Origin of the sequence: Micromonospora sp. RHAY321 (assembly GCF_023896955.1) — a bacterium.
In the GTDB taxonomy this organism is placed as follows: Bacteria; Actinomycetota; Actinomycetes; order Mycobacteriales; family Micromonosporaceae; genus Micromonospora.
In genome coordinates this window covers 608,139-631,068 of the sequence record NZ_JAMHIW010000003.1, presented here as the reverse complement: position 1 = coordinate 631,068, position 22,930 = coordinate 608,139, and the positions used below count along the sequence as shown (strand labels likewise).

General features: G+C 71.7%; 22 protein-coding genes and 2 pseudogenes. 8 read left to right on the top strand and 16 right to left on the bottom strand.

The genetic code is table 11. The features are described 5' to 3' along the window. Positions 1-11: 11 nt before the first annotated feature. From M8C17_RS11065 to M8C17_RS11040, 6 genes and pseudogenes are all read right to left on the bottom strand, one after another. Positions 12-961, bottom strand: a pseudogene (locus M8C17_RS11065) (type II secretion system F family protein). Further along, positions 922-2,466, bottom strand: coding sequence for a CpaF family protein (locus M8C17_RS11060; protein ID WP_252416307.1), 1,545 nt, complete (start codon positions 2,464-2,466; stop codon positions 922-924). The pseudogene M8C17_RS11065 and the gene M8C17_RS11060 overlap by 40 nt, the downstream one beginning before the upstream one ends. Continuing rightward, complete coding sequence (locus M8C17_RS11055) at positions 2,456-3,256, bottom strand: ParA family protein (RefSeq protein ID WP_252416306.1); 801 nt, start codon at positions 3,254-3,256, stop codon at positions 2,456-2,458. The genes M8C17_RS11060 and M8C17_RS11055 overlap by 11 nt, the downstream gene beginning before the upstream one ends. A 2-nt stretch (positions 3,257-3,258) precedes the next feature. Next, entirely contained in the window at positions 3,259-3,915 is a 657-nt protein-coding gene (locus M8C17_RS11050) for an SAF domain-containing protein (RefSeq protein ID WP_252416305.1), read from the bottom strand. A 37-nt stretch (positions 3,916-3,952) separates the two neighbouring features. Next, positions 3,953-4,918 (bottom strand): hypothetical protein, encoded by a 966-nt coding sequence (locus tag M8C17_RS11045; RefSeq protein WP_252416355.1) that lies wholly within the window; start codon positions 4,916-4,918, stop codon positions 3,953-3,955. Then, on the bottom strand, positions 4,912-5,448 hold the full coding sequence (locus M8C17_RS11040; protein WP_374558047.1) for a hypothetical protein: 537 nt from the start codon (positions 5,446-5,448) through the stop codon (positions 4,912-4,914). Before M8C17_RS11040 ends, M8C17_RS11045 begins: the two co-directional genes overlap by 7 nt. A gap of 620 nt (positions 5,449-6,068) precedes the next feature. Between M8C17_RS11040 and M8C17_RS11035 the strand changes: the two genes are divergently transcribed. After that, positions 6,069-6,875, top strand: a complete 807-nt coding sequence (locus tag M8C17_RS11035) for an A24 family peptidase (RefSeq protein WP_252416303.1) — start codon at positions 6,069-6,071, stop codon at positions 6,873-6,875. 13 nt (positions 6,876-6,888) lie between these two features. On the opposite strand, the gene M8C17_RS11030 is transcribed toward M8C17_RS11035, so the two are convergent. Next, positions 6,889-7,518, bottom strand: coding sequence for a phosphatase PAP2 family protein (locus M8C17_RS11030; RefSeq protein ID WP_252416302.1), 630 nt, complete (start codon positions 7,516-7,518; stop codon positions 6,889-6,891). A 170-nt stretch (positions 7,519-7,688) separates the two neighbouring features. On the opposite strand from M8C17_RS11030, the gene M8C17_RS11025 reads away from it, so the two are divergent. Continuing rightward, positions 7,689-10,088 (top strand): glycoside hydrolase family 65 protein, encoded by a 2,400-nt coding sequence (locus M8C17_RS11025; protein WP_252416301.1) that lies wholly within the window; start codon positions 7,689-7,691, stop codon positions 10,086-10,088. An 11-nt stretch (positions 10,089-10,099) separates the two neighbouring features. On the opposite strand, the gene M8C17_RS11020 is transcribed toward M8C17_RS11025, so the two are convergent. Beyond that, positions 10,100-10,564 (bottom strand): hypothetical protein, encoded by a 465-nt coding sequence (locus M8C17_RS11020; RefSeq protein ID WP_252416300.1) that lies wholly within the window; start codon positions 10,562-10,564, stop codon positions 10,100-10,102. A 147-nt stretch (positions 10,565-10,711) separates the two neighbouring features. Between M8C17_RS11020 and M8C17_RS11015 the strand changes: the two genes are divergently transcribed. Together M8C17_RS11015 and M8C17_RS11010 are read left to right on the top strand one after the other, a co-directional pair. Further along, positions 10,712-11,509, top strand: a complete 798-nt coding sequence (locus tag M8C17_RS11015) for an SAM-dependent methyltransferase (protein ID WP_252416299.1) — start codon at positions 10,712-10,714, stop codon at positions 11,507-11,509. Positions 11,510-11,581: 72 nt separating this feature from the next. Beyond that, on the top strand, positions 11,582-12,742 hold the full coding sequence (locus M8C17_RS11010; protein ID WP_252416298.1) for a low temperature requirement protein A: 1,161 nt from the start codon (positions 11,582-11,584) through the stop codon (positions 12,740-12,742). A gap of 19 nt (positions 12,743-12,761) precedes the next feature. Here the strand turns inward: M8C17_RS11010 and M8C17_RS11005 are convergent, their stop codons facing one another. After that, positions 12,762-13,067: a DUF3349 domain-containing protein gene (locus M8C17_RS11005; protein WP_252416297.1), complete on the bottom strand. Its 306-nt coding sequence runs from the start codon at positions 13,065-13,067 to the stop codon at positions 12,762-12,764. Between the two features lie 331 nt (positions 13,068-13,398). Between M8C17_RS11005 and M8C17_RS11000 the strand changes: the two genes are divergently transcribed. Further along, positions 13,399-13,848, top strand: a complete 450-nt coding sequence (locus M8C17_RS11000; protein WP_252416296.1) for a hypothetical protein — start codon at positions 13,399-13,401, stop codon at positions 13,846-13,848. A gap of 75 nt (positions 13,849-13,923) precedes the next feature. On the opposite strand, the gene M8C17_RS10995 is transcribed toward M8C17_RS11000, so the two are convergent. The 4 genes and pseudogenes from M8C17_RS10995 to M8C17_RS10980 form a co-directional block, all read right to left on the bottom strand. Continuing rightward, on the bottom strand, positions 13,924-14,967 hold the full coding sequence (locus tag M8C17_RS10995) for a P1 family peptidase (protein ID WP_252416295.1): 1,044 nt from the start codon (positions 14,965-14,967) through the stop codon (positions 13,924-13,926). A 32-nt stretch (positions 14,968-14,999) separates the two neighbouring features. Beyond that, positions 15,000-16,181, bottom strand: coding sequence for a low temperature requirement protein A (locus M8C17_RS10990; protein WP_252416294.1), 1,182 nt, complete (start codon positions 16,179-16,181; stop codon positions 15,000-15,002). 144 nt (positions 16,182-16,325) lie between these two features. Further along, a pseudogene (gene argS / locus M8C17_RS10985) lies at positions 16,326-16,596 on the bottom strand (arginine--tRNA ligase); the annotation flags it as partial. Between the two features lie 95 nt (positions 16,597-16,691). Next, positions 16,692-19,331, bottom strand: a complete 2,640-nt coding sequence (locus M8C17_RS10980) for a TIM-barrel domain-containing protein (RefSeq protein WP_252416293.1) — start codon at positions 19,329-19,331, stop codon at positions 16,692-16,694. 615 nt (positions 19,332-19,946) lie between these two features. Here M8C17_RS10980 and M8C17_RS10975 point away from each other — a divergent pair. Next, on the top strand, positions 19,947-20,288 hold the full coding sequence (locus M8C17_RS10975) for a hypothetical protein (RefSeq protein ID WP_252416292.1): 342 nt from the start codon (positions 19,947-19,949) through the stop codon (positions 20,286-20,288). A gap of 298 nt (positions 20,289-20,586) precedes the next feature. On the opposite strand, the gene M8C17_RS10970 is transcribed toward M8C17_RS10975, so the two are convergent. Together M8C17_RS10970 and M8C17_RS10965 are read right to left on the bottom strand one after the other, a co-directional pair. Next, positions 20,587-20,760, bottom strand: coding sequence for a hypothetical protein (locus M8C17_RS10970; protein ID WP_252416291.1), 174 nt, complete (start codon positions 20,758-20,760; stop codon positions 20,587-20,589). After that, on the bottom strand, positions 20,757-20,975 hold the full coding sequence (locus M8C17_RS10965) for a flavin reductase (protein ID WP_252416290.1): 219 nt from the start codon (positions 20,973-20,975) through the stop codon (positions 20,757-20,759). The genes M8C17_RS10970 and M8C17_RS10965 overlap by 4 nt, the downstream gene beginning before the upstream one ends. A 371-nt stretch (positions 20,976-21,346) precedes the next feature. Here M8C17_RS10965 and M8C17_RS10960 point away from each other — a divergent pair, with 371 nt between their 5' ends. Continuing rightward, the gene (locus M8C17_RS10960; RefSeq protein WP_252416289.1) at positions 21,347-21,748 is read left to right on the top strand and encodes a GntR family transcriptional regulator; all 402 of its coding nucleotides are present in this window, start codon (positions 21,347-21,349) and stop codon (positions 21,746-21,748) included. Positions 21,749-21,978: 230 nt separating this feature from the next. Beyond that, a complete protein-coding gene (locus tag M8C17_RS10955) occupies positions 21,979-22,188 on the top strand; it encodes a hypothetical protein (protein WP_252416288.1) in 210 nt (69 codons plus the stop codon). Positions 22,189-22,342: 154 nt separating this feature from the next. On the opposite strand, the gene M8C17_RS10950 is transcribed toward M8C17_RS10955, so the two are convergent. Next, complete coding sequence (locus tag M8C17_RS10950; RefSeq protein ID WP_252416287.1) at positions 22,343-22,870, bottom strand: hypothetical protein; 528 nt, start codon at positions 22,868-22,870, stop codon at positions 22,343-22,345. Positions 22,871-22,930 lie beyond the last annotated feature (60 nt).

Below are 22,930 nucleotides of genomic sequence, written 5' to 3'. Positions count from 1 at the left end.
ACTCCTCGCGCTCACGCGACCACCTCCCGGGGGTCGGGTGCGGGCAGGAACCGGGCGGGCCGCCGCGGCTGGCTCATCGACCGCACCCAGGCCAGCAGGCCGATGAAGGCGGCACCGAGAGCGGCCATCACCACCTGACCCACCGGCGTTCCGTACGGCTCGATGTACTCGGTGTTGACCAGCCCGTACGCCAGGGTCGCCAGGGTCATCCCGGTCAGGAAGCGGACCGCGAACCGGGGCTGCGTGCGCTTCGCCTCGATCTCCCGACGGGTGGCCACCTCCGCGGCCGCCGCTCCGGCGATGGAGCCGAGCACGTCACCCAGCCGCTCGCCCCGGTCGGAGAGGTGCAGGATCAGCGCCGCGACCACCTGGTCGCAGACCGGGTCGCCGATCTCGTCGGCGAACGCCAGCAGCGCGGAACGGGCGAGCCAGCCGGCCTGCAACCGGGCGGCGAGCAGCCGCACCTCGTCCTCGATCCCGGGCGGCACGCTGCCCAGCGTCCCGATGATCGCCTGTTGCAGGCCCTGCCCCGTGCCGGACACGTCCTTGAGTCGGCGCGTCCACTCACCGACCGCCTCGACACGTGCGATCGCCCGCTGCTCGGCCTTACCCACGCCGAACAGCCACGGCGCGCCGGGCACCGCGACGGCCACCAGCAGACCCACGACGGGCAGCCCGGTCAGCAGGAAGGCCAGCGCGCCAGCGGCCAGCGCGGCGAGCAGCAGAGCCTGGTGGGCGCGCTGCTCACCGGGGGTGGTGCCGGAGCCGCGCCACAGCCGGCTCAGACCCGGCCCGGCGCCCGGACCCGGCTTCGCGGCGGGCCGGCGGGTGCCGACCAGCGCGACCACGGCCAGCAGCAGCCCGGCGACACAGGCGGCCCCGGAGACCACCGCGATCACCTCGAGGCTGTTCGTCATCGGGTCACCGCCGGGCCAGTCGGGTCTGCCGGGGCCGGCGCCAGGCACCGGTGCCGGCCTCGATCCACCTCGTCAGCAGCCGGGCGTCGTAGCCGACCCGCAGCAGTTGGTCGCGGACCCGCTCCGGTAGGTGCCGGGGGACGGCGCGACCGTCGGGGCCCGGCCCGAAGACGGTGGTGGTGGTGATCCGGCCGGCCTCACCCGCCCCGATCACCTCCTCCACATGGGAGACGAACCGGTGCTTGCGCCCGCCGATCGCGGTCTCGTCCTCGACGGTGACGTAGACGATCAGGTCGAGGGCGTTGCCGGCCATCCGGCGGGCCTGGTCGACGGTCATCTCGCGGCCGTGGGCCAGCGCCAGCTCGACGATCCGTTCACCGACGCCGGCCGAGCTACGGGCGTGGATGGTGCACATCGAACCCCGGCTGGTCGTCATCGCCTGGAGCATCGGCACGATCTCCCGGGACCGCACCTCGCCCACGATGATGCGCAGCACGCCCATCCGCAGGGAGAGCGGGATCAGGTCGGCGATCGTCACCTCGCCGGCCGGCCGGCCGTCGAAGCCGCGCTCACCGTGCCCCTCCCGGGCCTCGAAGCTCATCACCGCCCGGTGCCGCTCCCGGCGGCGGGCCGGCAGCAGCTCCCGGCTCTCCTCCAGCAGCACGTACGGCTCGTCGGGCGGGATCTCGTTCATCAACGCCCGGATGATCGTGGTCTTCCCGGCGCCCGCAAGCCCGGCGACCATGATGTTCAGCCCGGCGCGCATCGCGGCGCGGAGGAAGTCGCGCAGCAGCGGGTCGATCATCTCGTCCAGGTCACCCCGGGTGCCGGCCACGTCGTCCAGGCTCACGTCCAGGGTGTTGTGTTTCCGGATCACCGCGTACGGGCGGTGGCTGACCAGGAACACCGCGGCCAACCGGCTGCCGTCGGGCAGTTGCAGGTCGAGGGTGGGCTTCACGGTCGACAGGGACCGTTCGGTCGCACCGGCCCGGCGGGCCGCCGCCTGGAGGATCTCCACCAGCTCGCCGTCGCTGTCGGCGATCGGTTCGGCCCAGTCGACGCCGCCGCCGTGCCGGGTGATGCGCACCTGGTCGCAGCCGAGGATGTGCACCTCCTCGATGGTGTCGTCGACCAGCAGCGTCTGCAGCCGGCCGAGCCCGACCAGCTCGGCGGTCACCTGGTCGAGCAGCAGGCGTTCCTCGCCGGCGGCCATCGGGGTGCCGGCCCGGCGGACCGCGTCCGCGTACGCGGCGACGACCGCGACGGCCAGCCGTGCCCGTTCGGTGTCCTCCTCGTCGACGGTGAACTCCCGGCCGCGCTGCCACAGGGCGAGCCGCTCGGTCAGCTCCCGGCGCAGCTCCCGGACCACCTGGAAGTCCATCCGGGGTCGGGGCGGCGGCGGCTGCGGCGGCGCGCCGGTTCCGGGTGCCGGTGGTGGCGTCGGCGCCGACTGGTGGTGCCGGCCGTCGGGTGTGGGCAGCGGAGGCACGGTGGAGGTGGCGTCCGGCGGTTGCTGGCGCGGGTCGGCGGAGACCGGCTCAAACCGCATCCGGCACCCCCTGCTGCACCGGCCAGGCCAGCCGGGCCCGCCGCCGCTCGAGCAGCGCGCCGACCGGCACCTCCAGCGCGGCCGCCGCGCGCATCAGCGGCCGTCCGGCCCGCACGGTCCCGCCCAGGCCGAGCACTCCGGCGGTACGCGGGTCGTGCGGCAGCCGGGCGATCACGGGCAGCTTCAGCGCGCGGCTGATGTCGGCCCGCCCGTGCCCGTCGCCGACCAGCAGCAGCCGCAGGGTGCCCGGCGGCACCCGGTGTTCGGCGAAGTCCCGTTCGATCGCGGTGACCACCGCCCGGGTGCCGGAGAGGTCCGGCAGTTGGGCCCGGGTCACCAGCAGCACCACCGAGGCGGCGCGCAGCACCGGCCACGGCGGCCCGGTGACGTGCAGCCGGCCACAGTCGACCAGCACGTCGTAGCCCGGGGTGCCGCGGTCCAGGGCGTTGAAGTAGTCGGCGAAGCGCTGCCACAGCGGGGTGACGCTGCCGGCCTGCGCCGGGTCGACCAGCCCGGGCAGCAGCAGCCGCTCGCGACGGGGCGCGTCCAGGTCGACGAGCTGGGACCAGAACGCGGTCTCCAGGTCGCCGTCGCGCAGTTCACCGACGGCCAGCTCGCCGATGCCGCGCGGCCCGTCCAACTGGCCACCCAGGTAGCCGGCGAGGACCGACCCGCCGGCCGGGTCGCACTCGGCGAGCACCAGCCGTCGGTGCCAGGCCAGCGCGCAGGCCAGCGCCGAGGTGGTGACGCCGGGCGAACCCTTCGCGGACACCAGCGCGATGATGGCCATGCTCAGGCCGCCTCGGTCAGCACGACGGCGATCCGTTCCTGCGCGGCCAGCGCCACCACGGCGGGCACGTCCCGGACGGCGAGCGCCAGGTACAGCACCCGGTCGTCGTTCGCCGGGTTGTCCGTGTCGATCACGACGGCCGTGAACCGGGTGCCGGCGGCGGCCCCTTCGGTGGCGTTGTCGTCCGGGGTGCTGACCAGGAGGACCTTGTCCCCGGGGTGCAACTCGCGCGCCGGCACCTGCGCGGTCTTCAGGCCGAGCGCGATCTGCTGCTGGCCGGGGCCGAGCAGCGGGTCGTCGGTGACCTGCCCCAGCGTGAGGAGGGTGCCCGGGACCAGCGCCACGGCGGCCCGCTTGCCGATCACCTCGTCCAGCCTGCCGGAGGGCACCGGGCGCAACCCCTGACCGCCGGCCACCTGCACGGTGACCAGGTCGGCCGCGCTGATCTCCCCGCCCACCTGCACCGGCCGGGCCACGGCGAGGTAGCTGCCGGTGGCCCGGACCGACGTGACCGCGAAGGCCGAGCCGAGCCCGCCGAGGGCGATCAGGAGTACGGCCAGACCGAGCAGCCCGGGGCGGACCCGGCGCTGCCGGACCACCTTGGGCGGGCTGACCGGCGCGTCCACCGGACCGGTCCCGTTGCGCGTCGCGAGACTCACCGGGCCACCGCCGTCCCGAGCCGCTCATTCCTCGCGTTCATCGCGTCACCACCTGGAGTTCGTTGATCTGGATCGGCACGGTGCCGCTGGTCCGGGTCTGCGGAATCTCGCCGCTCTCACCACCACCACGCCAGGTCACCGTCCAGTAGGTGGTGGCGCCGACGCGGTAGGTGCCGGCCTTCGGGTAGCCCTTGTCGTAGCCGCAGTCCGGGGAGGGTTGGCCGGCGTGACTGCCCTTCGCGTCGTACGGGGTGCCGGGGCCGTCGCAGGGGACCGTCTCGCCGTTGCCCATGTCCCAGACGATCCGGTCGACCTTCGCCTCGATGGAGACGGTCACGTCGCGGTCGGACGCGGAGGCGTGCAGCGGGCCGAAGTAGTTGGCGCTCGGCGTCGCCCACATCCAGACCGGCAGGCCGACCAGGCCGGGGCCGACGCTCTTGCGCGGCGCCACCCGGAGCCGGGCGGGCAGCAGCTTGATCGACGCCAGGGCGCGACGCGCCAGCTCCTCCGGGTCCGGCGGTGCGCCGTAGCCGGGTGGCGGCCCGTCCCGCAGCACCACGTCCTGGGCACCCACGTCGCCGCCGTTGCAGGTCTGCAGATACCACTGCTGACCCTCGGGAGGATCGACCTCCCCCTCGGTCGCCTTGTAGTAGCAGCCGTCGCCGTTGTTGAACCAGCCGAGCAGGTCGTCGTAGCAGGGGATGGTCCGCCCGCCCCACTGGCAGACGCCGCCGCCTCCACCGCCGCCGGAGTCTCCGCCGCCGGAATCCCCGCCCCCGTTGTCCCCGCCACCGCCCGGCGTACCGGGCTCGTCGTCCCAGACGCTGCAGTCCGGCTGGTCGAGCGGGCAGTTCCCGCCCGGGTCGGCACGCTGGGCGGCGACCGCCGGGAGGGTTCCGCCGACCACCAGCAGCAGCGCGAGGCCGAGCCCGGCGAGCGCCCGGCGGGGCGTCCCGGCCCGGGCGGTACGGGCCGGGGCGCCCCTTCCTCCCCAGGTCAGCACGGCTGGTCCCGGTGCGCCGCGCTGGAGTTGATCAGCCACCGGCCGTCGGGATAGCGGGTCGCGGTGGCGGTGGCGAAGTGCCGGCCGCCGCCGCTGCCGGGGACCACCCGCTGGTCCTTGGCGTAGACCAGCCGGTAGCCGGTCGCGTCCAGGCAGTCCTGGATGTCCACGGTGGCCGGGTTCGACTCGAGGCTGACCGCGGTCACGGTCGGGTCGGACTTCAAGGTCCCGGTACGCATGGCGCCGTGCTCCTTGGCCTCGCGAATGGACAATTGGACCCGAGTGAGCAGTGGATCGGCGAGGAACCGGGACAGTTCCGGCGCATGCGGATCACTGCGTCGGCTCGCCGTACGCGAGGCCGCGAGATAACCGGAGTACGCGTCGAGCGCCGCCTTTTCGGCGGCCGGCCGTTCGACCTCCGGATCTGCGTGTTGCCCGTCGCCGGGGGCCGGCGCCGGCCGTTCGACGGTCTCCCGTCCGCTGCCGCAGCCGGTGACCGACACCGCCGCCACGACCGTCAGCAGGCAGATTGCCGCTCGTCTGAGCTGCCGTCCGCGCACCGTCGAGCCTCCTCCTGGTCGCCCGGTGCGGCGACGGATCACCGCCGCCGGGCATGCGGAAGCGCGCCCGGATCAGCACATCCGGAGCCGTTCATTGCGCTTCTGCATTCACCGATACGGATCTTTTACAAATGCAAGGTCCTGTGTCGTCCGGTTGTTGTGGTGAGGCTTGCGTCACACCCAAGGGGCGAGCATAGGCTGACGCTCGCCGATGCAACAGAGGCAATTCAAGTGAACACTCTGCGTGATGACAGGTGGTGGTGGCGGGTGTCCGCGCTGCGCTCCGAGCAATTGCCGACCGAGGGGTCGCCGACGGGCGGACGACGCCGGGTCGGGTGGGGTCGACCCGGCCTGTCCGTCGGTCCCGGGAGTGGGACATCGCGGTTCCATCCCGGCATCCGGTCGACGGTGGCGGCCGGTCGACGGGCCGCCCCAACCCGCGCGGTGGCCGGTCCGCACCGGGTCCGCAGGCCCGTCGGACGGCCGGCCGCGCAGGTCGCTTTCCGCGCCATCCGCTACACCCAAGCGATCGTTCAGTCACGATCCGTGTTCGCCTTCACGGCCGACGCCCGGCGCCCGGCGGGGCCGACATGGCGCTGACCGGCCCCTCGGCGACCGCCCCCGGCCAGGAGAACCGGCCGGACGGAGGAGCCGCCACGGTGACCGGCCGCCTCCCGCTCCCGGCCGTGGTGGCGATCCTGGCGATCAGCCCGGTGCTCCGGTTCGCCGCCCTGCGCTACGCCGTATCCCCGGGCACCGCCAGCCGGACCCGCTGCGACGCCTGCGGCGCGCCGATCGGCCTGACCCGGCCCTGGCCGGCGCTCGGGCCGGCCGGTCGCTGCGGTGGCTGCCGGTCCCGGGTCGGGCCGCCACCCGGCGCGGTCGAGCTGGCCGTGCTCGCCGCAGCGGTCGTGCTGGCGCTGGTCGGCCCTCCGTTCGGAGCGCTGGCGGCGCTGGCCTGGTGGCTCGGCTGGACGATCCCGGCGGTCGTCGTCGACCTGGCCGTGCACCGGCTGCCGGACCGGCTCACCCTGCCGGCGGCGGCCGGGACCTGGCTGCTGCTCGGCGTCGCCACGCTCGGCGATGCCGAAACGGGGCCGTGGCTGCGCGCCGTCACCGCCGGCGCCGGGTTGGCCCTGCTCTTCGCGGCCACCACGCTGCTGCTCGGCCGCCGTGGCTTCGGGCTGGGCGACGCCAAGCTGGCGCTCAGCGTGGGCGCGTTGCTCGGCTGGTACGGCTGGCCGGTCCTGGTGTTCGGCCTGCTGCTCGCGTTCGGGCTGTCCGCGCTGGTCAGTCTGGGTCTGCTGGCCGCCCGGCGGGCGCGCTGGACCACCCACCTGCCCTTCGGCCCGTTCCTGCTGCTCGGCACCGTCGGTGCGCTCCTGGCAGCCACCTGACCCCTGGGCGGGGTCAGTGGCCGGGTGGGCCGGCCAGGTCGGGGACCGGGCGGCGGACGCGGTCGGCGCGGCGGCGCAGCGCCTCGGCGGCCAGGCGGGCCAGCAGCGGGGTGGCCAGCACGGCGACCAGGGCGCCGAGCAGCACGCCCGCGACCACGTCGTGCGGGTAGTGCACGCCCACGAAGACCCGGGAGAAGGCGGCCAGGGCGGCCAGCGGCAGCGCGACCAGCCCGAGCCTGCGGGACAGCAGCAGCGTGGTGATCGCGAGGGCACCCGCCACGGTGGCGTGGTTGCTGGGGAACGACCAGTCGCCGGGGGGTGGGCAGGTGCCGGCGACGATCGCCGACCCGATCGCCCGGCAGGGGCGGTCCTCGTCCACCACCGTCTTGAGCCACTCGCTGGACGCGTACGCCACAAGGGCCGGCACCGGCGCGACCAGGGCGAGCGCCCGGTCGTACGGGCCGCCGGCCAGGCGTCTCAGCGCGGCCACCAGCAGCAGCGCGCCGAGCAGCAGGATCACCCCCTCGGTGGCGTGCCCGACGAACCACTGCACAGGGTGCGGGCTGTCGGCGGCGACCTCGACGACGTCGCGGTACCACTCGGCGCTGATCTCCGGAACATCCACGTTGCCAGTGTCGACCATGAATCACCTCACCAGATGTTCATACCTTGTTCATCTGGGAGACAGGGTAGGAACGCGCCACGGGGCAGGGCAGGAGTCGAAGGTCGGGGCCGCCTCCCGACCTTCGTCCAGGGATCACACAGCCGGCTCTGCTTCCCTGGACAGGGACGTCGGCACCCGCAGGAGGTTCTGTGCACACCAGTTCGACCACCGACCAGCCGCCGCCCGCCGCCGGGACGGCGGACGAGGAGATCTGGCGGATCCGGCGTACGGCGGCCGACCTGGAGCGGCTCGGCGAGACCGAGTCGATCTTCGCGTTGGGCAACGGGTGGGTCGGCTGGCGCGGCGTCCTCGACGAGGGCGCGCCGTGCGGGATGCCGGGCAGCTACGTCAACGGTTTCCACGAGCGGCGCGAGCTGAGCTACCCCGAGGAGGGGTACGCGTTTCCCCGGGACAGCGACACCATCGTCAGCGCCCCGAACGCCGCGCTGATCCGGCTCTGGGTCGACGACGAACCCCTGGACATCCGGACCGGGACGCTGCGCGGCCACGAACGGGTGCTCGATCTCCGTGCCGGCGTGCTGCGCCGGGAGACCGAGTGGATCTCCCCGGCGGGGCGGAGGGTACGGATCCGCAGCACCCGGCTGGTGTCCCTACCGCGCCGGCCGGTCGCCGCCGTCCGGTACGAGGTGGAGCCGCTGGACGCCGCCGTCGAACTCCGGGTCTGCTCGGATCTGCTGGCCAACGAGCGGGTGCCGGAGCGCTCGGACGACCCCCGTGCGGCCTCGGTGCTCACCGATCCGCTGATCGCCGAGACGTACCGCGTGGCCGGTCTCGACGGGGTGCTGGTGCACCGCACCGAGCGCAGCGGCCAACGCGTCGCGGTGGCGGTCAGCCACCTGGTGGACGCGCCGGACACGGTGACCACCACCGGGGACCGCACCCCCGACCGGGTACGGCTGACCGTGACCGGCCGGCTGCACCCGGGCGAGCGGCTGCGGCTGACCAAGTTCGCCGCTTACGAGTGCGCGTCGGTCGACGGGACGCCTCCCGGCGAACTGGCCGACCTGGTGGCCGCCGAGGCGGACGCGGCCCGCTCGGACGGCTTCGAGGCGCTGCTCGCCGACCAGCGCGCCACGCTCGACGCGGCCTGGCAGGCCGCCGACGTCCTGCTCGACGGCGACCCGGAACTCCAGCAGGCGGTCCGGTTCGCGATGTTCCACCTCATCCAGGCCGGCCGCCCGGATTCCGACCGGACCATCCCGGCCAAGGGGCTGACCGGCAACGGCTACGACGGGCACGTGCTCTGGGACACCGAGAGCTACGTCCTGCCGGTGCTCACGTACCTTGCTCCGGCGGTGACCCGCTCGGCGCTGCGCTGGCGCCACGCCCACCTGTCGGAGGCGCGGGAGCGGGCCGCCGAGCTGCGGCTGAGCGGGGCCACCTTCCCGTGGCGGACCATCGGCGGCCGGGAGTGCTCCGGCTACTGGCCGGCGGGCACGGCGGCGCTGCACGTCAACGCCGACATCGCCGACGCGGTGCTGCGGTACGTGGCGGCCACCGACGATCAGCAGTTCCTCGCCGAGGCGGGATTGGAACTGCTGGTGGAGACCGCCCGGCTGTGGCACGGTTTCGGCCACTGGTCGGACGACGGCGCGTTCCACCTGCACGGCGTGACCGGCCCCGACGAGTACGCCGCGCTGGTCAACGACAACGTCTTCACCAACCTGATGGCCCGGCGCAATCTGCGTGGCGCGGCCGACGCCGCCGAGCGCCACCCCGAGCTGGCCGGCCGGCTCGGCGTGGACCCGGCAGAGGTGGCGGGCTGGCGTGCCGCCGCCGACGGGGTCTTCGTCCCGTACGACCGGGAGCGCGAGGTGCACCAGCAGGCCGCCGGGTTCACCGAGCAGCCGGAGTGGGACTTCGCGAACACCGGCGAGGACGACTATCCGCTGCTGCTGCACTACCCCTACCTGGAGCTGTATCGCAGGCAGGTGGTCAAACAGGCCGACCTCGTGCTGGCCATGCAGCACTGCCCCGGCGAGTTCACCGCCGACGAGAAGGCCCGCAACCTGGCCTACTACGAGGCCCGCACGGTCCGCGACTCGTCGCTGTCGGCCGCCCCGCAGGCCGTGCTGGCCGCCGAGGTCGGGCACCTCGACCTGGCGTACGACCTGTTCGCCGAGTCGGTGCTCCAGGACCTGGAGGACCTGGGCGACAAGACCGCCGACGGGCTGCACCTGGCCTCGCTGGCCGGGGCGTGGCTGGCGCTGGTGCAGGGCTTCGGCGGGCTGCGCGACGACCGGGGGGTGCTCTCCTTCGACCCCCGGCTGCCCCGGCGGATCGACCGGTTGGCGTTCAACCTGCGCTGGCGTGAACACCGTCTGCGGGTCACGCTGACTCCCGCCGAGGCCCGCTACGAGCTGCCCGACGCCGCCCCCGACGCCGCGGTCGACCTGTGGCACCACGGTGAGCAGGTGCGGGTCACCGGTGCCGAGCCGGTCGTCCGGCCGATGCCACCGCTGCCCGACCCCGGGCCGGAGCCACACTCACCGCCCGGCCGCCGCCCCGCCCGCCGCTCGGCCGGCTGACCCGCCGCCGCTCAGGTCGGCGTGGGACCGCCGGCCATCCGCTCGCGAACGGCCTCCAACGCTTCGAAGGCGTACGCCCAGTTGTGGCACTTGAAGCTGCGCAGGCCGTCGATCGCGGTGTGGCAGTCGGCGCAGCGGACACCGGGGATGGCGTCGGGCACCTCGGTGTTGACGTACTTGTGCTCGCCGAGGATGACCGTCGCGATCATGGCCTTGTCGTGCAGGCCGGACAGCGCCGACGAGACGATGTCGTACCAGGTGACCCGCCGGCTGCACTTCGGGCAGTCCGGCTCGTCGCCGCTGACCCAGAGCGGGGCGCCGATGCTGCGCGCCGGCATGCCGAGCAGCTTCTCCAGCCGCCGGACGTCCGACTCCGGCGTCGTCCACCGGTGCCGACCGGGCAGCGACGCGGGTGAGTCGTACACGGCGCGGAACAGGTCGTGGTCGACCCGCACGGTTTCCCGCTGACTGGTCATCGGCGTCGCTCCTCGATGAGTCGGTGCCCCCACCGTCGTCGGCGTTGACCAGGGGTGCAGCCGGATCAACGACAGGAGGGGTCAGCGGGTCGTCGCCCCGGGTGCTAGACATCGGGATCCGACCTCGCCGTCGAAGGGAACCCCCTCGTGACCGACCAGCCGGCACCCGACACGATCGACGTCACCGCCCGACCCAACGTCGCCCGGATGTACGACTACTTCCTCGGCGGGAGCCACAACTTCGCCGCCGACCGGGCCGCCGCCGACCGGGTGCTGGAGATCTTCCCGGAGACCGGGGTCGCCGCCCAGACCAACCGGCACTTCCTGCACCGTGCCGTCCGGTACGCCGCCGAGCAGGGCGTCCGCCAGTTCCTCGACATCGGCGCCGGGCTGCCCACGCAGGGCACCGTGCACGAGGTGGTGCGGGCGGTGGCACCCGACGCGCGGGTGGTCTACGTCGACTACGACGAGGTGGCGGTGGCGTACGCCCGGCAGTTGCTGACCGGGGTACCCGGGACCGCGGTCGTCCAGGGTGACCTGCGGCGGCCGGACGAGCTGCTGGCCCACCCGGACGTGCGGGGCATGCTCGACCTGGACCGCCCGGTGGCGGTGCTGCTCCTCGCGGTGCTGCACTTCGTGTCGGACCAGGCCGACCCGTGGGCGGCGATCGCCCGGCTGCGCGACGCCTCCGCACCCGGCAGCCACCTGGTGCTGTCCCACCTGACGCTGGACGGCATCCCGCCGGAGCTGGCCGAGCGGGGGCAGGCCGTCTACCGCAACAGCAGCGCCCCGCTGGTGCCGCGCACGCACGCCGAGACGCTGCGCTTCTTCGAGGGGTACGACCTGGTGGAGCCCGGCCTGGTGGAGACCACCCGCTGGCGGCCGGACGGCGAACCGGAGCTCGTCGACTCGCACGGCTACGCGGGGGTCGGCATCCGGCGCTGACCCGCTTTCGCCTCCGGCGGTCCGTCCCAGGTGGTACGACGGACACAGGGCGTGCCACCGGGAGGAGCGCCGATGGTGAGCAGGCCCGAACGGCTGCTGCGCGGAAGGGACGTGCCGCTCAGCGCCTCCTTCCTCGAACTCTTCTTCGACCTGGCGTTCGTCCTCGCCCTCAGCCAACTGGCGCAGCACTTCCTCGCCGACCTCAGCCTGGTGGGTGCGCTGCGCACCGCGCTGCTGCTGGCCGGTGTCTGGTGGATCTGGGTGACCACCACCTGGCTAGCCGACTGGTACGACCCGGAGGCATTGCCGATCCGAGGGCTGCTGGTCGGCGCCACGCTGGGCAGCCTGCTGGCCGGCGTGGCGATCCCGAAGGCACTGGACGGGCGGGGCCTGCTCTTCGCCGGCGCGTACGTCGCTGTCCACCTCGCCCGTGGCACCGTCACCGCCCTCATGCTGCGCGGTCACCCGCGGCAGAGCCGGGCGCTGCGGATCCTCACCTGGTACAGCGTCTCCGCCGTACCGTGGCTGCTCGGCGCGTTCCTGCCGGAGTGGCGGGTGCCGCTGTGGGTGCTCGCCCTCGCGATCGACCTCATCGGCCCACGACTCGGCTGGCCCACGCCGTCGCTGGGGCGGGCCCGGCAGGAGGAGCTGCACCTCGCGGGCGAGCACTTCGCCGAGCGGTACCAGCAAATCATGATCATCGCGCTCGGCGAACTCATCCTCGTCGCCGGCCTCACGTACGCCGGCACCCGCCTGAACCTCCCGGAGACCGCCGCCTTCCTGCTGGTCTTCGCCAACGCCGTGCTGATCGGCCTGCTCTACGTGACGCCCGCCGGCCAGCGCCTGGGCCCGGCCATCGAGCACGCCGACCCGTCCCGGCTCGGCGTCGTCACCAGCTACCTGCACCTGGTGATGATCGCCGGGATCGTGGCCACCGCCGTCGGGGCCGAAGTCGCCATCGCCCACCCCACCGAGATCGGCGGCACGACCGTCGTCCTGGTCATTCTGGGCGGACCGACCCTCTTCCTCCTCGGGCGGATCCTGTTCTCGATCGCGATCCACCGGCGGATCTCCTGGCCGAGAGTGGCCGGCCTGCTCGCGCTGGTCGGCGCGGCGGTCGCCATGCGACTACCGCTGCTGGCGGTCAGTGCGGTCGCCACCGGGGTGCTGCTCGTGGTCGCCGTCCTGGACCGGGCCGGCATTTTCACCTTCCGTCCCGCCCGAGCCCGCTGACGACCGACGTCACCTCGGGTCACTCCTCCGGTTCGCCCGTCACCTCGTCATCGGCCACATAGCCGGCCGAAGCCAGCCGCTCCCGCACCCTCTCGATGTCGCGCGCCAGCGGCCGTACCTGGCCGGCCACGGCCGCGGTGGCGTCGTGAGCGACGAGGGCAGGCTCACCACCGACCAGTTCGGCGACGACGGCGGCGAGGTTGCGGTCGGAGAAGTCGGGCCACAGGACGACGAGAAGGGCACGGTAGTCCTCGTCCGGCACTTCATCGGGGTACGCCCTGCGCAGGATCGACAACTCTCGTGCGAGAGCGGGTGGCAGCAGCATGCGAGCCAGCATGGCAGGAGCCGGAGCCTGAGCGCCCCGCCCGAGGGTCGCCCGGCTGCTAGCCTGCTGCGGCCTCAACAGTCAGTGCGGGGGATGGCTGACCATGAACTGTCCGAAGTGCGGTGTCCAGCTCGACCACCTGGGACAGGGTCACAGCTGTGTTGGCGGACCCGTTCCCGTGACGCGGCCGCCCGCGCGGTGGCAAGTCGCCCTGTGGGCTCTGGTGGCGCTCGCCGTGATGCTCGCAGGGCTGTCGATGGTCCGAGCGGGGATCAGCGCCGACGTGCTGACGTCGCCAGGCGGGAAGGCCGTCACCGTACTGTCGATTGCCGTGCCGTTGGCACTCTTCTTCGCCTTCCTGACCTGGTCCAACGCCACGAAGGACGTCGTCGAAGCCCACGGAGGCACGGTCGCGGCGGTCCGGAACTGGGCGATCTCCGGGGGCTCGATCATCCTCGTCCTGTCGTACCTCCTGCCGATGAAGACGCCGACGGCGTTTCACGTCGTCCGGGCGGCGGCTGCGATCCTCGTCATCATCGGGTCGCTGATCACCCACAACCGGGTCAGTCGCCGGCTCGCCGAGCCGGCGACGCCAGTGACCGCGGCCGGCCCGGCCGGCCTGGCGGACGACGTTCCGCAGCAGCGGCAGAGCGTGTCGCTGACGGCGGGGACTCCGCTTCCGGCCGAGCCGCAGCCTGAGGACTGGAACGCCGCCCTGTGGGATCCCGAGGTCCAGAGGGACATCGAGCGGAGGCGTCGTCAGAGCACGCCACCCGCCTGACCTCGGTCGTCCCTCACACCACTGAAGCCGTGGTCTGAAAGTACAGCGCCCTGGCCGCCACCCTCACCGGCCCGGTCAGGCCGGGTCCGTCAGCCGGCCCGCCGCCGACAACCGTCGGACCACGGCCTCGTGTGGAACGGCGTGACTGGTACGACCGGCCATCCCGGTGGTGGTGGTCGCGGTGAAGAGGGAGTTGAGCAGCGCTTCCTCGACCGAGTCCAGGACGGCGGCGAAGACCGGGTTGATCTCCCCGTCCGGGATGGGACGCTGGTCCGGCTCCGCAGTGCTGAACGCGATCGCGTAGTCGCCGCTGCCGTTGCTGTAGGCCGCCCCGACCCGGCCCATCGCGAAGACCGCCCGCCGGGCGAGCCGCCCGAGCTGCCGGGCATCCAGGGGTACGTCGGTGGCCACCACGATCATGCAGGAGTTGCCAGGCGGTTCGATCCGGTCGGCGTCCGGGACCAGTTCGTCGACCGGCATCGGGACGCCGAGTACGGTCAGCGATCCGCCGAAGTTGGACTGGACGAGGGCACCGACGGTCGCTGGACGGTCGGCCACCCGTACCGTCCTCGACGAGGTGCCGATGCCGCCCTTGAAGCCCAGCGTCGTAGTGCCGGTGCCGGCCCCGACGCAGCCCTCCGCCGGCGGCCCGCCGGACGCCCCCGAGATGGCGGCGAGCACGTGCCCCTCGGTGATCGGACGGCGGCGGATGTCGGAGAGGTGGCCGTCGTTGGTCTCGCCGACCAGGGGGTTGAACGACAGACCCTCGGGGCGACGGTCCATCAGGTGACTCAGCAGCGCGTCCGCCGCCCGGAAGACGGACAGCGTTGCGGTCAGGACGATCGGCGACTCCAGTACGCCGAGTTCGTCCACCTGTGTCGAGCCGACGAGCTTGCCGTGGCCGTTGCCGGAGTACACGGCGGCCGGCAGGGTCCATCGTCCCGGGCCGAGTTGGCTCGGCACCACGGCGGTGACACCGGTGTGCAGGTCGGCACCGTCGTCGATGGTGGTGTGCCCGACCAGGATCCCGGTGACGTCGGTGATCGCGTTGTGCCGACCGGTCGGCAGTGGCCCGACGACGATCCCGAGGTCGCGGGCGCGGCGGCTCAACTGGTCCATGATGCTCCTGTCGTCGTCGGGTCTGGTCCCGGCTAGCCGGGTGGCGACGGCAGCTCGGGTTCGTGCCCCCTCGCGTGGGTGGTGTCGGCGATCGCGACCCCGGCCAGGACCGCGGTGGCGGCGAGGGCGGCCACGAGCGGCGGCACGAGGAGCATGACCGGTGCCAGGGCGGCCAGTGCGATCAGCCCGATCGGTCGATCGTGGGACACCCGGGCGAAGACCGCGTACTCGAAACGGGAGCGCCCGACCAGGAACAGCGCGGGTCCGCCGAGGATGACAGCGATCCAGGCCGTCTCAGGATGCCCGGACGGGTGGGCGATGACGAGTTTGGCGCCGACGGCGGTGACGACGACACCGGCCACCATGACCAGGTGGGCGTAGAACGCCGACAGGCCGAGGCGCGCGGGGTCCGCGGATCCCGCGATGGCTGCCGCGGACAACTCCCCGGCACGGTAGAGGTAGATGCGCCAGAGCAGCACCGTGGTGGCGATCGACACCACGAACGCCGTGGTCCGGTAGGGCGCGAAGCCCTCGCCGCCAAGAGTCGAGGCGGAGACCAGGATCAACTCGCCGAGCGCGATGATGAAGAACTGCCGGTGCCGCTCGGCCAGGTGCTCGGCGGCGCTCGGCAGTTCGGAGCTGGGCGAGCGCCCCAGGCCCGGTGTGGGATAGCGGAGCTTGCCGCCCAGATAGTCGATGGCCACCGCGAGCGTCCACAGTGCCTCGCGGGCGGTGCCGTGCACCAGCGCACCCGCGACCCACGGCACGGCAGACACGGCGAACCAGACAAGCGTCCGTAGCGCGCCGCGCTGCAACTCGTGGCCCCGCAGGGCGACCAGAAGGACCAGACTGCGACCGACCTGGAGGACGACGTACGCGCCCGCGAAGACCAGGCCCTGCGCGCCGAACACCTCAGGCAGCGCGACCGCCATCACCAGGCTGCCGACCAGGGTTGCGATGACCAGCAGCTGAATCGCCGGCCGCTGCGGGTCGAACCTGTCCGGCACCGTCGCCGTGCTGCACCACACCCACCACACCGCCAGCAGCAACACCAACGTGTGGAAGGCGCCGCGCCACGTCAGATCCTGGCTGAGCACCTGCGAAAGCTGGGAGAGCACGTAGACGAACGCCAGGTCGAAGAACAGCTCCAGGAACGTCGCCCGTTGCGGATCCCCCGGCTTCCGCAGCAGCCTGCTCGCCCTACTCGTCGTCATCGACTCGCCTGTCCGTGGCTTCTACCGCACTGAGGCATTCGTACCACGTAGCGGCGTTGACGCACCCTGAACTGAGGTGGCGCCTCATGACGCAGGCAGCGGCGGGCTCGGCCAGCGAAATGCCCGCCTCCGGCCGGGCCGCCACGCCGGCCCGCCGGAAGATCGACCGGATCCGGGAGTACGCGTACTGGAGATAGGGCGCGGTGTTGCCGTCCAGCGAGAGCATCCGCTCCCAGTCGAGCACGTAGTCCCTGTGCGGTCGCTGGACAGGTCGGCGTACTTGATCGCGCCGATGCCGACCGCCCGACCAGCTTCACCGCCCGCCGGCCCGGCTGCTCAGCATCCGCCCGTCCGGTCCGAGGATCGAGCCGAACTCGACGTGCTCGGCCCGGGCCGGCGGGGCGAGCACGCCGGCCGGGTGGGTTTCCCCACCCGGCCGACGTCCGGACCCGCCCTGGAAGCCGCCCCGGAAGGCGGGTGGTGGTGGGTGCCGGTCTGGGACTGACCGTCTCAGTGCTTCTTGAACACCGGCATGGTGTCCAGCGTGGTGGTGATGTTCTGCGTGGTGCCGCCCCGATAGGTCTTCCCGGTGAAGATGTCGGTCCAGCTGTTGCCCGGCGGGAACCACACCGACGTCGTGGCGGTGTTGCCGGGCGTCGTCACCGGTGCCACCAGGTAGTCCGGGCCGTAGAGGTACTCGGAACCGGCGGTGGCGTACGCGGCCTGCTCATTCGCGTACGCCAGGTACATCGAGCGGACGATGGGCGTACCCGTGCGGGTGGCCTCCTTGGCTGCGGCGTAGGTGTACGGCAGCAGTTCCTCCCGCAGGTTCAGGAACTTCTTGGCCGACGCGTTCGCGGCCGGTCCGTACTGCCAGGGAAGCCGGTCGCTGTGGTTGGAGTGCAGCCGGTCGATCGGCTGGAACGTACCGAACTGGACCCACCGGGCGTACAGGTCGTCGGGCAGTTTGGTGCTGCCCGGTTCGCTGCCCGGCTCCTGGAGGCCGCCCGTGTGCCCGCCGATGTCGTGGCTGACAGCGGCCAGCCCGGTCGCGGCCGACTCGCCCGGCGTGTAGCCGACCTCCATCTGGAGGGTCTGCCAGTCGGAGGTGGTGTCGCCGGTGAAGTGCAGCGTGGTGCGCTTGTCGGCCCACGGTCCGGTCGACACCGGGGTCGGGCTGCTGTAGCCGCCGGCCTGCAACGAGCCGTACGCCCGGGAGAAGGCGAAACCGGTCTTGTCGGCGTACTGCTGGTTGATCCATGCGTCCGCGGTCACTCCGGCGAGCGAGGACTTCGTGTTGTCGCAGCACCAGTCCAGCCACCAGAGGTCCGGGCCCTTGGTGCCCTTCGGCAGCATCCCGTCGTGGAGCTGCATGTACGCCTTGAGCTGGTCCGGGTCGCCGAAGTCGAACGCGTAGCAGTCGGCACCGCCGTTGCAGCCGACGCGCTGGAGCTTGCCCTTCGCGGTGGCCTGCGCCTGCGCGAACTTCGGGTCCGAGCCAAGGATGCTGGGGTGGATGTTGATGCCGGTGTGCAGGCCCTGGTTCTTGGCCCAGTCGAAGAACGCCTTCGGGTCGGGGATCCGGGTGGGGTCGATGCTCCAGCCGTTCCACTTGTCCGGCGCCTTGACGTCGGTGTCGAGGACGAGCACATCCATCGGCACACCCTCGGCCTTGGCCCGGGTCACCAGGTCCTGGAACTCGGTGGCGGTGCGGTCGTAGTACTCGGAGTACCACACCCCGTACGCCCACTTCGGCAGCAGCTTCGTGGGCCCGGTCAGGGTCGACAGGTCCTTCAAACCACGGGTGAAGTCCTGCCCGTACGCGAAGACGTAGCCGTCCTGCTCGGCGGCGGGCCGGGGCTTGGTGTTGCTCAGGGCCGAGGCCGAGTCGTCGAGCAGGTACCAGCCGTCCTGGTAGAGAAGGCCCGGAGCGGTGAGCGCGGAACCGGTCACGCCGTCCAGACCCCGGCGGTAGCCGCCGAGCGGCGCGTGCGGAGCGAGCAGCGGAGAGTCCGAGCTCGTGACGGCGACCGTGTCCACGTTGACGTTGCAGCTGGCATCCGTGGGGCACCCCAGCGTCACGGTGTTGGTGCCGCGCTCGAGGTGGACCGGGACGGAAAGGGTGTTCCAGTAGTCCCATCCGCTGGTCGGCGGGAGGGTCGCCGTGACCGGCGCCCCCGTTCCCGCCGTGACCGACATGGTGCGCGCCTGGCTCGGCTGGGAGCCGGCCTGGCCGTTGGCGTACCGGATCTGCACCTGATAGTCACCGGCGGACGGAACATCCGTCACGGTGAGCGCGTCAGCGGACGTGGTGCTTTCCAGGCCGGCCAGGAAGCCCGTACCGGAAGCGCCGTTGTGGTCGTTCGAGGGCCTCGCGCCGCCGGTCAGCGCGCCGGTCTCGGCCTCTCCCAGCGTGCCGAACCGCAGGGGCTGCGGCTGGGGCGGGGTCGGTGCCGGGAACGGGTCGCCCGGGTTGACCACCGCGAGGCTGTCGACGTTCACGTTGCCGGAGTCGTTGGGACCTCGCACGATGCTGATCTCGTGCTGGCCCGCGGTGAGGTCGACCGGCACGCTGGCCAGGCCCCAGGTGTCCCAGTTCGCGGTGGGCGGCAGCGTCAGCGTGCGGCCGGCATCGCCGTCGACGTGAACCGTGAGGGTGCGGGCCACGTTCTGGCCGTCGCCGCCGGTGCTGTTGGCGTAGCGGACGGTGAGCTGCTTCGTGCCGCCCTTTGGAGCATCGAGCGCGAACGTGACCGAGTCGCCGGACGAGGCGAAACCCGCCGCGAAGCCGTGTCCGGTGAATCCCCGGTGGTCGGTGGCCACGCCGGGGCCGTTCAGCTGCAGCGATTCGGCCTCGCAGAGCGCGCCGAACGCGCAGGCCGGGGCGGTGTGGCCGGCCCACGGTTGGCCCTGCACGGTCTGCTTGCCGGTCTTGAGCTGCACGGTGAGGTTGTCGGCGGTGAACGCGCCCGAGCCGACCTGGTAACGCAACGTCATCGCGCCGGTGTCGATGGTGAGCCAGCCGTGATCGATGCGCTTGGTGAAACGCGTACGGGGGAAATCATCGCGCCCGATGGCGTTGAACGTGGCGGCGTCGGTGAACCTGCCGTCCTTCTGGTACTCGGTGCGGATCAGGGTCGGGGACAGCACTTCGAAGCGTGCGTTGCCCGACCGAACGGCTTCGTCTTTCGCCTGGTTGTGGCTGGCCTGGGCCGGCGCGGACGGAGCGAGTATCAGCCCCGTGATGAGAATGCCGGTGGTGGCGGCTGCTGTTGCGCCGCGGCGGCGTGAACTCCGATAGAGCAAGGTGCGCTCCTCGTCTCATATGGAGGAAATGAGTCGATGACAACGCTGTCACTGGACGGAAACACATGTCAACGGACCTTGGAGGGTGTCCCTTCTCTCTTCCGTCAGCGGTTCGTACTCGTCCGGCAGGCGCATCGCCGGCCCGCTGACCCTGCAAGCCGAATGGAGTCGCGCGGCCCTTCGGCTCCCCCACGCCTCCTGGCGGGCCAGGGGCGGTCCCCGAGCCTTCCTCGGCGGCGAATCGGGGTGAGGTCAGGGCTGCTGGGCGTGGTACTGGCTGGTCATGGACGCAAGGACACGTCGGTCAAGCGTCACAACGGGTCCCTGTTGGCCGACGTTGACCGCTGTACCGGGCGCGCATGGGGCAGGGCCTTGCCCGATGATCTCTGGGAAGCCCCCGCAGCGCCGCTGCGTTCAGCTGTCTCGCGTGCTGAGTGGTGGCGGGCATGGACGGGAAACGTGGAGCTTGACGGATCCGAGTTCCGGGTCTTCGGGCAGGACGGCACCGGTGGCCTCGCCGCCTTCTGGCTGATGCGTCATCGTGAGCCGATCGAGCAGCAGCCGGTGGTGTTTCTCGGTTCAGAGGGCCAAACGGGAGTCGTAGCGCAGAACTTGTGGACTTATCTATGGCTTCTCGCCGACGGATTCGGTCCCTGGGAGGCGACGGAATACCCCAACCACGAACATGAGCCCCGCCCGGATGCCCGTCTCACGGAGATCGCCGAACGCTGGGCACCGGCACATCGCAAGTCGGCGGCTGAGGTAATCGCCGCAGCGCGGGAAGAGTTTCCCCGGCTTTGACGAACTGATCGACTCGATGTGCCGATAGCCAGCGTGATGCGCAGGCAGGCGCTCGACCGGTTACCGGCCTACTGCCCCTACTTCGCTGCTGTACCGGCCTCGATCGCGGCAACAGCGACCCCGGTCCGGGCCGCTGACCTGCGTAAGAGTGGGCCGCCAGGGACTCGAACCCTGAACCTATGGATTGCCGGCGAGTCGGTTGGATCGTGCGTTGTTCGAGGTCATCCGGACTGTTGGCGCGCGTCTCGGTCCGGTTCGGCTGGCACGGTTGCTGTACTTCGCTGCTGTACTGCTGGCATCAGACGAGGCGCTGGATGCGGACCTTCGGGCGCTCGTTCCTGAGGTGGCCGTGCTTGTGCTGGCGGACCTGCTCGTCCCAGACTTCCTGGTCGTAGTCCGGGTTCGGCGGGATCCACTTGTGGGAGCCGTCGCTGTAGTGAAACTTCTCGTCGCCGGGTCGCAGGATGCTCATCGGGTCCAGCCGAGAAAGCGGTGGTGCAGGTGGCCGGCGGGGACTTGGGACAGGTCCTGGGCGGCGTCTACGAGTTGGGCGGCCAGGTAGAGGGCGAGTGACACGGAAGCGCGGTCGTACTCCGCTCGCAGCTCTCGCCGGCGGGTGTGACAGGGCCAGTCGGCACCACAGCCGCCGCAGGTCCAGGCCGGCGTGATCGGGAGGTGGCTCGTCACTTCGGCTCCCCCCGCTCGGCCGGCGGTTCCAATGACGGAGCGGATAGCCGGCCGCCCTCTGAGGGCCAGTGACCCCGGTTGATCGGGATTCGATGCCTCGTATGGCAGCGCAACTCGCCCCCGCATCGGCAGACCTTCCGCCATCGCTGCCATGACCAGACCGGCCGGTGCCGCCTTGCCAGAGTTAGCGCGACGGCCACTAAGTACTCCTCGTACGACACGCGAGGCACTAGGTCTCCCCTCGGGCGTTCTTCGATCTCACGGGCAGGTGGAGCCGGTCGCCGGCTGTCGTCCCAGCTCACATCACCGTAACGACGTAGGACTGTAGATACAATAAGATGTAGAACTGTTGGGCACGTAGCGTCACATTCGTGATCGACCCCAGCGCGGATCGCGCCGTGTTCCGGCAGCTCGCAGACCTCCTGCGAGACCGGATCGCGTCTGGCGACCTCGCGCCCGGGGCCTCGCTTCCCAGCGAGCTGCGGTTGGCTCAGGAGTACGGGCTGAGCCGCACGAGCGTCCGACAAGCAGTAGCGCTACTCCGGTCGGAAGGGCTCGTGATCGTGGAACCACCGCGCGGCACGTTCGTCCGCGCCGACGAGCCGACCGAAACGGTGTCCCTCCTCAAGGGCGACACCGCCACCGCGCGTATGCCCACCCCCGCCGAGCGGCGTGAGCTGGAGATCGGTGAGGGCATCCCGGTCATCGTGATCTTCCGGGCCGACGGCTCACGCGAGGTGTATGCCGCCGTCCGCATCCGCGTTGGTCGCTGACCCCTGCCGCAGCCGTCAGCGACCCCCGTCGGGGGGAGCGAGCCTGGTCGTGGATCTCAGCCAGTGCCGACAGACGTCATCCCGTCCACTCAAGCACGACAGCTACGTCGTTTGTTCAGCCTGTTTGTCGTCGCGCAGCGGAATGTTTGCTGACTCGCTGCTTACTTCGTGAGGCTCCGATGTCTGCTGGGACTATCGCGCCCACCAACCGAGCGTCCACACTTGGATTCGTGAGCCGCTTCGTTGATCACATCCGTCACGCTAGAGCCGCGGGCCGACTGGGTAACCGCTTCCGCCCCCACGACGTCCGTCGCGCGTGTCCCGGCTGGGCGGACCACACCTATGGCGTCTTCCTGCCGAAGCATCGGCAGGGGAACCCGGGCGGCTACACCGCGTACTTCTACCAGAACCCGGACGGCACCTACAGCCTGCTTGTCTGATGGGTCTTGGGTAAGCGTGCCCGTTAGCTGCGTCCGGTCGCCCGAACGGCCCGGTCCGGACGAGGATCGACCTTCACCCTGTTCGACAGCCGACCCCGCCGGACGAGCAGCACGTCGCGCCGTCGCCCAGCCAAGCCGCGATCGCCCGTCGCCGTCAATCGTTTTGGCTGCTCGCCGGCCTCTCCGCGGCTGGGTGCGCTGATTGGTATGTCGGCAGAGCCCGGTGGGGTGGCGCGAGCATCTGGCCAAGACCTCGGTCGAGGATGGTGCAATCGGCGTCGGACAGACGAACGAGAGGTCGTCGGAGATAGATATTCCACGCGTGAGGCTTGGGGAAGGCGTCCAGCCGCCTCACCAACGGCTGCAACTCCAGCCCGCCGGGATACGGCACTAGCCCCTCAATGTGCAGCTCACAGGCGGAGTGGAAGGCGCGGGCGGCGATCTCTATCGGTTGGTCCAAGCGACGCACCGCCGTGGCGGCCGTGGCGGTACCGATCACACGCCCCCGGTCGCGCACCGGGTTGTGCCAGGCATTGCGGGTGGCGTAGAGAAACAGCCGATCGCCGGCGGCGAGCTGCGCCACCTCGGATCTTGGAGTAGCCGGGAACGCCATCCGCTGTTCGTGCAGCACCCACCAGATAGCGTCGCGTTCACCGAGGACGACCAGGTATGAGCCACTCACCCCGCAGACTCTACGAGCATGCCGCCTTCGGCGCCTGGTACCTACCCTGCAAGATCGACC

Excerpts from the sequence above, each read along its gene's own strand:
- M8C17_RS11055 (WP_252416306.1), bottom strand. The coding sequence starts at position 3,256 with ATGGCCATCATCGCGCTGGTGTCCGCGAAGGGTTCGCCCGGCGTCACC.
- M8C17_RS11005 (WP_252416297.1), bottom strand. The coding sequence starts at position 13,067 with ATGCTGCTGCCACCCGCTCTCGCACGAGAGTTGTCGATCCTGCGCAGG.
- M8C17_RS10995 (WP_252416295.1), bottom strand. The coding sequence starts at position 14,967 with ATGGACCAGTTGAGCCGCCGCGCCCGCGACCTCGGGATCGTCGTCGGG.
- M8C17_RS11010 (WP_252416298.1), top strand. The coding sequence starts at position 11,582 with ATGGTGAGCAGGCCCGAACGGCTGCTGCGCGGAAGGGACGTGCCGCTC.
- M8C17_RS11020 (WP_252416300.1), bottom strand. The coding sequence starts at position 10,564 with ATGACCAGTCAGCGGGAAACCGTGCGGGTCGACCACGACCTGTTCCGC.
- M8C17_RS11035 (WP_252416303.1), top strand. The coding sequence starts at position 6,069 with ATGGCGCTGACCGGCCCCTCGGCGACCGCCCCCGGCCAGGAGAACCGG.
- M8C17_RS10990 (WP_252416294.1), bottom strand. The coding sequence starts at position 16,181 with ATGACGACGAGTAGGGCGAGCAGGCTGCTGCGGAAGCCGGGGGATCCG.
- M8C17_RS11060 (WP_252416307.1), bottom strand. The coding sequence starts at position 2,466 with ATGCGGTTTGAGCCGGTCTCCGCCGACCCGCGCCAGCAACCGCCGGAC.
- M8C17_RS11030 (WP_252416302.1), bottom strand. The coding sequence starts at position 7,518 with ATGGTCGACACTGGCAACGTGGATGTTCCGGAGATCAGCGCCGAGTGG.
- M8C17_RS10970 (WP_252416291.1), bottom strand. The coding sequence starts at position 20,760 with ATGAGCATCCTGCGACCCGGCGACGAGAAGTTTCACTACAGCGACGGC.